The 9432-nt window shown below is 73.0% G+C and carries 5 protein-coding genes; 2 read left to right on the top strand and 3 right to left on the bottom strand.

All coding sequences use genetic code 11. From position 1 onward, the window contains the following. Positions 1-263 precede the first annotated feature (263 nt). Positions 264-2390, top strand: a complete 2127-nt coding sequence (locus E1200_RS27255) for a tetratricopeptide repeat protein (protein WP_131954938.1) — start codon at positions 264-266, stop codon at positions 2388-2390. Here E1200_RS27255 and E1200_RS27250 read toward each other — a convergent pair. Genes E1200_RS27250 through E1200_RS27240 form a run of 3 tightly spaced genes read right to left on the bottom strand, consistent with a single transcriptional unit; the run spans position 2326 to position 5190 of the window. Next, a complete protein-coding gene (locus E1200_RS27250) occupies positions 2326-2841 on the bottom strand; it encodes a hypothetical protein (RefSeq protein ID WP_131954937.1) in 516 nt (171 codons plus the stop codon). The genes E1200_RS27255 and E1200_RS27250 overlap by 65 nt on opposite strands. Next, positions 2829-4064 (bottom strand): hypothetical protein, encoded by a 1236-nt coding sequence (locus E1200_RS27245; RefSeq protein WP_131954936.1) that lies wholly within the window; start codon positions 4062-4064, stop codon positions 2829-2831. The genes E1200_RS27250 and E1200_RS27245 overlap by 13 nt, the downstream gene beginning before the upstream one ends. 1 nt (position 4065) lies before the next feature. Then, positions 4066-5190, bottom strand: a complete 1125-nt coding sequence (locus E1200_RS27240; RefSeq protein ID WP_131954935.1) for a hypothetical protein — start codon at positions 5188-5190, stop codon at positions 4066-4068. A 242-nt stretch (positions 5191-5432) separates the two neighbouring features. On the opposite strand from E1200_RS27240, the gene E1200_RS27235 reads away from it, so the two are divergent. Next, positions 5433-8564, top strand: coding sequence for a tetratricopeptide repeat protein (locus tag E1200_RS27235; RefSeq protein ID WP_165950478.1), 3132 nt, complete (start codon positions 5433-5435; stop codon positions 8562-8564). The last annotated feature ends 868 nt before the right edge of the window (positions 8565-9432 follow it).

The raw sequence follows: 9432 nt of genomic DNA, 5'->3' as shown, positions 1-9432 counted from the left end.
GCCTCCGCGCGCAGCGCCGTGCGCGCCACGGCTGAACGCTCCCCGCCCGCCCCTTCCCGGCAGCGCCGCCCATCGCGGCGGCGTTGCCCTGCGCCCGGTCCCGTCCGCCAGGGACCGGTACGGAAATCGCCATTCCGGCACCGATTACAACATGCCTCAAATGGGAAATAACGCATGCCCTTTCTCTAAAATAGGATGTCCAGGTACATTAACGAAAAAGCGGGGCGATCTACCCGCCACCGAACCAATGGGATGGATAGCACGTGCAGTCTCCCGACGAGCGGGGCCGGTGGACCAACGAGCTGACCGGACGGATAGCGGGTTCCAGCGTCCAGGCAGGGTCCATCGCCGGCGGAGTGCACATCACCGCGCCCGGCGCGGCGCCCCTCCCCTCGCCCGCGCAGCTCCCGCCACCCGGGCTGTTCGTCGACCGGCGCACCGAGCTGCGGCGGCTGGCGGCGCTCGCGGAACCGCCGGGGCTCGTCGTCCTCACCGGGCCCGGCGGCATCGGCAAGACCACGCTGGCGCTGCGCTGGCTGCACGAGATCAAGGACCGCTACGAAGGCCAGCTGTTCATCGACCTGCGCGGCTTCTCCGGAACCGGGCCGCTCCCGCCCGACGAGCCGCTGGAACGGTTCCTGCGCGCCCTCGGCGCGGCGCCGGAGCGCATTCCCACCGACACCGACGAGCAGGCGGCGCTGTTCCGGTCCATGACCACGGGGCGCCGCCTGGTCGTCATGCTCGACAACGCCGTCTCGGCGGCGCAGGTCCGCCCGCTGCTGCCCGGCGCCGGAGCGTCGCTGGTCGTGGTCACCTCGCGGCACCGGCTGACCGGCCTCGTGATGGACGGCGCGCGCTTCCTGGACGTCGGCCCGCTCGGCGAACCGGGGGCGCTGGAACTGCTGGAGCACCTGATCGGCCCGGACCGGCTCGGAGCCGAGCGCGACCACGCCCGGTCGCTGGTCGAGCTCTGCGGCGCCCTGCCGCTGGCCGTCTGCGCGTCCGGCGCCCGGCTGGCGGCGCGGCGGCGCTGGCCGATCGCCCGCGCGGTGGCCGAGCTCGGCGACGAGGCCCGGCGGCTCGCCGCGCTGCGCACCGGCGAAGGCGACATCTCGGTCAGCGCGGTCTTCAACACGTCCTATCTGGCGCTCGACGAGGAGCACGCGGCGGCGTACCGCCTGCTCGGCGTCCACCCGGGGCCCGACCTCTCCGTCGCCGCGGCGGCGGCCCTCATCGGGACGGACGAGGACCGCGCCGCGGAACTCCTGGACGGCCTGGTGGACGCCAGCCTGCTCCTCGAAGTCCCCGGCGACCGGTACGGCTTCCACGACCTGGTCCGCCTGCACGCGCGGGACGCGTCCCTCGCCCCGGCGACCGGCCGCGAGGCCGCGTTCGCGCGGCTCGCCGACCGGTACCTGACGACCGCCGTCGCCGCCGACCTCACCCTGATGCCGGGGCGCTGGCATCTCGGCGAACGGTACGCGCCACCGCCGGGCGACCTCTTCCCGTCCCGCCCGGCGGCGCTCGACTGGCTCGAACGCGAACGGCCGAACCTTGAAGCGGTCGCCCGGCAGGCGCACGCGAACGGCCGGCACGCCGTCACCTGGCAGCTCGCCGAGGCGATGTGGCCGCTCTTCCTGCAGCGCAGGCACTACCGGGCGTGGATGCGGATGTACGAGCTGGGGCTCGCCGCCGCCGAGGCCACCGGCGACCTCAGGGCCCAGGCGCGGATGCTGGAGGGGCTCGGGATCATCCGGCACAACCTCCAGGACTACGGCACGGCGGCCGTCCACTACGAGACCGCCCTGCACCTGGAGCGGCGGGCCGGCCACCGGCTCGGCGAGGCGTCGGCGCTCGAAGGACTCGGCGTCGTGGCGCTCGCCACCGGCGACCCGTCCCGCGCAACCGAGCTGTTCACCCTGGCGCGGGACGTCCACGCCGGCCTCGGGCGTCCGCGCGGAATCGCGCTGATGGACCGGCGCATAGGCGAGGCGCTCAGCCTGTCCGGCCGCCACGCCGAGGCCGAAGCGGCCCTTGCCGGCGCGCTGGAGGCGTTCACGCTGCCGGACGAGCCCTACCACCGGGCGCGGACCCTCACCTGCCTCGGCCAGGCCCGGCTCCGGGCCGGACGTCCGGACGGGGCCACCGCCGCCCTCCACGAGGCACGCGATGTCGCGCGGGAGATGGACGCACCGCATGTGGAGGCCGACACGCTGCGCGAGCTGGCCCGGGTCGCGCAGCACCGCGGCGAACCCGGCGAGCGCCCGCTGCTGGAACGGGCGCTCGCCATCTACACCGAACTGGGTTCGCCGCAGGCGGCGGAGGTCACGGCACGGCTCGCCGCCCTTCCGGACGCGCCGCCCGGCGATCCCGGAGCCCGGTCATCTTGACCGCCGTGACCGTGTTCCCGCGGACGAGGGTGAGCCGGGTAAGCGCCCCCGGCCGCCCGCCTGTCACCAGCCAGGCATGGAGGGCGGACGCGTACAGGGCCGCGTCGCCGGCCGCGCACTCGCCGCCGAGGACCGGATCGAGCCGCGCCTCCAGACCGCCGGCCGCCACCCGGCAGCCCGTCTCGGTGACGGCCACCGCGACGAGGCACCCCGGGTGGGCCGCCAGTAGCCGGGCCGGGTCCCCGGCACGGCCGACGATCACGTCCGCGCACGCCCGCCAGGCCCGGGACGGCTCGTCGGGGCCGGCCACGAGATGCTCGTCGCACGGCGGCGGGACCAGGCCGTCCCCGAGCGGGCGCCGCAGTGTCAGCGCCCGCCCGCCGATGAGCACCCGCACCGGCCCCGGCAGGTCGTCCCACACCCGCACCAGCCCGGCCATCACGCCGCCCACGCGAGTCCGGCGGGCGGGAGCGGGACCGGCTCGACGACCGGCGGCCGGTCCCGGTCGGGCAGCCGCAGCAGCCGGTACATCTCCCCGCGGATGAGGCGGGCCGCCTCGCCCGGCCGGGAGCTGACGGCGTCCCGCATCGCGGCATGGACCCGTCCGGTGAAGGCGTGCACCGCCTCCTCCAGTTGCGGGGCCAGCGGCCGGTCCCAATCGGCGCGCGGCGCGAACGCGCCGAGCCCGGCGACATGGGTGCCGGGCGCCACGGCGTCCTCGGGGAAGGTGCCGAGCAGCACCGGCACCCCGATCGCGGCGCCGTAGCAGGTGACCGACCCGTGGTCTCCCAGCAGGACGTCGGCGGCCACCAGGCCCGCCCGCCACCCCTCTTCCGGAGGGAACAGCCGGACGCCGAGCCGACGGCACTCCGCGTTCCAGGCGAGGACTTGACGCCTGCCGTGGAACGCCCACACGTTCGGGTGCAGCGCGGCGACCACCTGGTACCGGTCGCGCGGCAGTCCGGCCGCGACCCGCAGCAGCAGGTCGGGATAGCGGCCGAGCAGCGAGTCCTCGTTCCAGGTGGAGCTGACGAACACGAGCCGCCTGCCGGGCCCCGCCCCGAGTTCGCGGCGGTACGCGTACCGGTACGGCAGGCTCGCCACCAGCCGGTCCAGGCACGGGTCGCCGCCGGTGAACGCCACAGGGCGCGCCTCGGGGCACTCCCGTTCGAGCATCTCCAGGTGGCGGTCGTGCGCCAGGACGATCGACGACGGCACGACCCGCCCGCCAACGACGATCCGCTCCCTGATCAGGCCGCTGACCGGGCGCGCGGCGGCCGGCCCGGAGCCGGCGTAGCGGGGGAGGAGCTTGCTCGGCCCGATGCCGTGCGGCACGGTCATGACCGGCCCGTGCAGCTTCTCCAGCATGCCGTGCCCCGCCGCCACGACGAGGTCCCACCTGGTACTGCGCGCCTGCCGCCACGGCAGCACCAGTCCGCCGAGGTCCCGCAGGTGCGCGTGCAGGCCGCCAGTGGTCGCCGAGGCCGGCGACGCGGTGTACGCGACCGCGACCCGCAGGTCGGTCTCCAGCAACGGCATGACGTCGGCGAGCCTGGTCGCCGCCGTCACGTGGTGCGCGACGGCGAGGACCGTCCGCCGTGCCCGTACCGTCGAGCCCTTGAGGGCGTCCAGGCCGAACGGGCCCGGCACCCATGCGTCCGCAGGAGAGTCCATCTCAGCCTCCCTGCAAGACGGGACCGAGCGCCTCCCCGGCCGGGACGCCGATGCGGAACGGCGGCGAGACCGGGTCCGGTACGGGGATCGTGGCGGGCTGCGGCAACCGCAGCAGCCCGTACATCAGGCTGCGCATGTTGCGGTCGAACCGGCCCGGCTCGGACGTGATCCGGTCCGCGACCGGCCGGACCCGCTCCGGCCGCCACCGCGCCGCCGCCTCGGCCAGCTGCGGGCGGACGGGCCGGTGCGCCGCGAGCCGGACGCTGAAGAGGCGCAGCGCGTCCCCGGGCGGCGGCCCGGTGATGAGCACCGGCGCCCCGGTGAGCGTCCCGTACCTCGTGACCGGGCCCGGGGGCCCGAGAATCCAGTCGGCGGCGATGAGGGCGGCGCGCCAGTCCGCCTCCGGCGGCATGAGCTCCAGTCCGTTCCGCGGCCGGGCGGCGGTCACCGGGCAGCGGTCGCCGCCCGGCTCGGGAACGCCGAGGACCTGATAGAGATCGGGCGGCAGTTCGGCGAGCAGGCGACGCACCACGTCCTGCGACCGGCAGCGGGTGCACGGGCCGGTGCCGCCGGCCGCGGGCAGGGCCACCACCACCAGCCCGCGCCCGACGACGCCCAGGGCGCGCCGGTAGAAGTCGCGCAGCGGCAGGCTCGCCACCAGCCGGTCGTGGTCGGAGTCGCCGACCACCACCGCACCGCCGTGCCGGGCGTCCGGGGGGCGGTCCCGGCGGTGGGCGTAGGTGAACACCACCGGCGCGGGCCGGTGCGCGACCGCCGCGGGGATCGTGCCCGGCAGGGCGATGAGCGGGGCGCCCGATGGGCGCCCCGGGATGCGGTGCGCGGTGACGACCAGGCCGATGTCGGCTTCCGCGAGGTCGGGCCAGCGCAGCGGTGCGGCGCCCGCGTCCCTGAGCATCACCTCCACGGCCGCCGAGGACGGCCCGGGAGCCGCCGTGAAGAGCACGCGCAGCCGCGGGTCGGTTCCCGCGAGCCGCGCGACGTCCAGTGCGGGTTGCCCCGGCGCGGGCGAGCCCACCGCAACCAGCACGGTGCGCCGGTCCCCCAGCCGTCCCCACCAGCCGGGGTCGAACCCGGTCAGGGCCCGACGCCATTCAAAGCCGGTCATTGCCGTCAACGAACCCCCTTTGACCTCGGATGTGAACATCCGTTCCTCCGTTCGCAGGTCGTAAATGACCTGCTCTCCGGGTTCGAGTGTCCGCCGCGGAACTTGACGGGAACTTGCAGCCGTCCTGACCCGGTAAGTAGTGGGGCACCGGTAGAGACATGTGCATAACAACTAAACCCTGGCCATTCGGTACAAGCGGTGCCAAAATCGGCACAGGAGGATATTCCCACAAAGGGGAACCGGTGGAGTTCCGCGTCTTAGGCCCCGTCGAGCTCTGGGTCAACGGCCGGCGGCGCGATCTCGGACCGCCCAAAGAACGCTGCGTGCTGACCGTGCTGCTCCTCAACCGGGGGCATCCGGTGCCCGCCGAGACCCTGATCCGCTGCGTCTGGGACGCCCCGCCGGCCAAGCCCCGGCAGGGCCTGCAGGTCTACATGACACGGTTGCGACAGCGTCTCGAAGGGGTGCCGGGCGTGACGGTGCCGTCCCGGCAGGGCTCCTACCGGATCGACGTCGCCGACGAGGCGGTCGACCTGCATCACTTCCGGCTGCTGCGCGACCAGGCACGCGCGATCGCCGAGAGCGGCGACGAGGAGTACGCCCTCGACCACTACCGGAGGGCGGCCGCGCTGTGGCGCGCGGAGCCGCTCGCCGACCTCGGCGGCGACTGGGTCGAGCGGACCCGCCACACCCTGCGGGAGGAACTGCTCACGGTCACCTTCGAGCGCATCGACCTGGAGCTGCAGCGCGGCGGCCATGCCGACCTGGTGCACGAGCTGGCGGACCTCGCCGCGCGGCATCCGGACGACGAGCGCCCGGTGCAGGGCCTCATGCTGGCGCTCTACCGCTCCGGGCGGCAGGCCGAGGCCCTGGAGACCTACCGGCGCACCCACGACCTGTTCGTGACGACGTCGGGCACCGAACCGAGCCCGGTGTTGCGCGACCTCCAGCGGCGAATCCTGCGCGGCGATCCGGCCCTGCTGCGCGTTCCCGGCACCCTGCTGGGCGCGGCGCGGCCTCCTCGCTTCCTGCCGCACGACGTCCCGCGGTTCACCGGCCGGGAGGCGGAGCTGCGCCAGCTCATGGCGGCGGTCCCGGACGGTGGCGCACCAACGGGGTCCGCGATGACCGTCCTCGCCATCGACGGGATGCCCGGGGTCGGCAAGACGGCGCTCGCCGTACGCTTCGCGCACCGGCTGGCCGGGGACTACCCCGACGCCCACATCTTCCTCAAGCTGCGTGCGCACGACCCGCGGCAGGAGCCGATCGACCCGGCGGACGCGCTCGACACGCTGCTCCGCATGATCGGCGTCCCGGCGACCCGGGTGCCGCGGGCACTGGACGAGCGCGCCGCGCTGTGGCGGTCGCGGCTGGCGGGCAGCCGGGCGATCATCGTGCTGGACGACGTCGCCGGGCACGACCAGGTCAGGCCGCTGCTGCCCGCGTCCGCCGGCTGCCTGGTGATCGTGACGAGCCGGCGGCGGCTGGCCGGCCTGCACGAATCCTGGCCGCTGTCGCTGGAAGTGCTGCCGGTCCGGGACGCCGCGGCCCTGTTCACGGGGATCGCCGGGGCCGGGCGGGCGCGGGCCGGGCAGGACGTCGCCGCGGTCGTGGAGCGCTGCGGATGTCTGCCGCTCGCCGTGGGGATGGCCGCGTCACGGCTGCGGCACCGCCGCGCCTGGGACGTCGGCGACCTGCTCGCCCGGCTCACCGCCGACGACCGCCTGCTGGACGAGCTACGGGACGGGGAACGCGAGATCACCACGGTGTTCGGGGTATCGTACCGGGGCCTGCCCCAGCCGCTGCGGGACGCGTTCCGGGCGTTCGGCCTGCATCCCGGTCCCGACCTGACCGCGCACGCCGCGGCGGCGGCGCTCGGCCGGCCGGTCCGGGAGGCGGAGCGGATGCTGGAGGAGCTCCTCGACCGGCACCTGATCACCGAGCCGGCCGGTGGGAGGTACCGCTTCCACGACCTCGTACAGGAGTACGCCCGCCGGCTCGCCTTCCAGGTGGACGGGGAGGCCGCGCGGCGCCGGACCGTCCACCGCGTCCTGGACTTCTACCTTGCCGCCGCGGACCGGGCGGACCGCCTGCTGAACCCGCGCCGCCGGCCGGGCGCCGCGCAGCTCACGCACCCGCCGCCCGAGCTGCCACCGATGGCGGAGGCGGCCGCCTGGTTCGCCGTCGAGCACGAGTGCCTGCTCAGCGCCGCCGCCGAGGCGCACCGGGCGGACTTCCCCGAGCACGTCACCGGGCTTGCCCAGGCGCTCGCCGGGCATCTGGAGGCGCGCGGGGACTGGGACACCGCCGAGCGCCTCCACTCCAGGGCGATCGGCGTCCTCCGCGATACGGACGACGGTCTCCGGCTCGCGCACGCGCTGGCGGACCGCAGTCTCGTTCGTTTCCGCGGCGGCGAGTACGGCACCGGACTCGAAGACGCCGAAGAAGCCCTGACGATCTACCGGTCGATCGGTGAACGGCACGGCGAGGCCGAAATCCTGGCGCATATCAGCCTCATTCACTGGCATCGATCAAATTTCCGGGAGGCCCTGTCCCGGTGCGAGGAGGCACAAGATCTCAATCGCTCCATCGGCGACCGGCGCGGCGAGGCACGAAATCTCGATCACGCGGCGATCTTCCTGGAGTTCATGGGCCGTTACCGGGAGGCCGAGGCACTGCGACTCCGCGCATTGTCGGTGTTCACCGATATCGATGATCCACGGGGCCGGACCATGGCCCTCAACAACATGGGCGACCTGCTCCTGCGCATGGGCGACGTCGACTCGGCGGTGGACTACTACGAGCGGACAGCGAAGGCCGCCGCCGGACTGGGGCGGCAGCACCAGGCGATCATGCTCATCAACACGGGCAATGTGCACCGGCACACCGGCGGCCACGACACCGCCCTGGAAAATTACCGGAAAGCGCTGGCGATCGCCATGGAAATCGGCGATCGGCGAAACCAGATCGAGACGCTGATCGGCATTGGAGCGACCTTTCAGAGCATGGGTCGATATGGCGAGGCGATCATTCACCATCGACGCGCCTTGAACATTGCTCGCGCCATTAACGAACGCTATGAGGAAACACTCGCCCTGCGCCATCTGGGCGAGACCCTCGCCGCGTCCGGTCGCTACCCGGCGGCCGTGGACCAGCTACGGCGGGCATGCGACCTCGCCGATCGCATCGGTGTCCCGTACGAGTTGGGCAAGGCCCTCGACGGCCTCGGCACGGCGTTACTGCACGTGCAGGGCAGAGACGCGGCCTGGAAGTGCTGGCGCCGCGCCCTGGCGATCTTCCAGTCCAGCGGTCTCCCCGAGGCTGTGGAGCTCAACGCGCGCCTCCGAGACGCCGACGACTCCGCGGGCACATAGCAGAGATTCACAGGAAATCCGACGAAACCCTACAATCTGAAAAATCTTGTCTACCGCTCGCGAACATAGCATTTTTCCCACGCAGCGCAGCGACCCACCACTACCCTGTATCTCGCGCTCCAGAAGCGTTCTGGAGTAAGCAGGACGAAGGGTTATAAATGGTCAAGCGCGCCCTGACTACAGTGACCGTCTCCACCGTGTTCGTGGTGCTTACCGCGAGCACGGCCTGGGCGGTGCACATGACCTGACGGTCATTTCGTGGGCTCGTCCTCACGGGATACCCTGAGCCCCGCACGGGCCGGGCAGTAGGCCCGGACGGCCGGGTCGGTAAGGACATCCTCACCGACCTGGCCTTTGACGGTACAGCGGCCCGGTAACAGACCTCAGGCAACGAGCACAGCACTGCGAACGCCACGCCGCGAGGTACCCCGAGCAGCGCGCGGAGATTCTGATCGAGGCCGCCGGACAGTGGGCCCAAGGACCGACGCGTCCGGCTACTTCCGCGACGTCGAACGCGGCTGGCGCGCCTCCCTCGCCGAGCTCGGCGTTTCCAAACTACGCGTCCTCCCGAAGATGGCCGGTGAGATCCGACGCGGTGATGATCCCGGTGACCCGTACCCGGTCGGCGCTCCGGACGAAGATGCAACCGTGCTCGTAGATGGGACACAGCCGGCCAAAGATTGGGTCTCCGGGCCCTGGACGCGATCACAGCGCCCGCTTTCGCGCCTATTACTTGAATAGTGAGGTTTTGCCAGCAAGAATGATCCGGACAGTGGCTACTTCTCGGACATGATCGAGCATGTTCGGGAAGACTCGCGGACAGACGGGACCGGCCGGAAACGGGACGTGGAGCCCCGGTAGAAGAGGT

It is taken from the genome of Actinomadura sp. GC306 (assembly GCF_004348665.1).
Classification (GTDB): domain Bacteria; phylum Actinomycetota; class Actinomycetes; order Streptosporangiales; family Streptosporangiaceae; genus Spirillospora.
Note: the sequence above shows the minus strand (reverse complement) of the source record. Positions and strands in the feature narration are given on the sequence as shown.

Excerpts from the sequence above, each read along its gene's own strand:
- E1200_RS27245 (WP_131954936.1), bottom strand. The coding sequence starts at position 4,064 with ATGGACTCTCCTGCGGACGCATGGGTGCCGGGCCCGTTCGGCCTGGAC.
- E1200_RS27240 (WP_131954935.1), bottom strand. The coding sequence starts at position 5,190 with ATGACCGGCTTTGAATGGCGTCGGGCCCTGACCGGGTTCGACCCCGGC.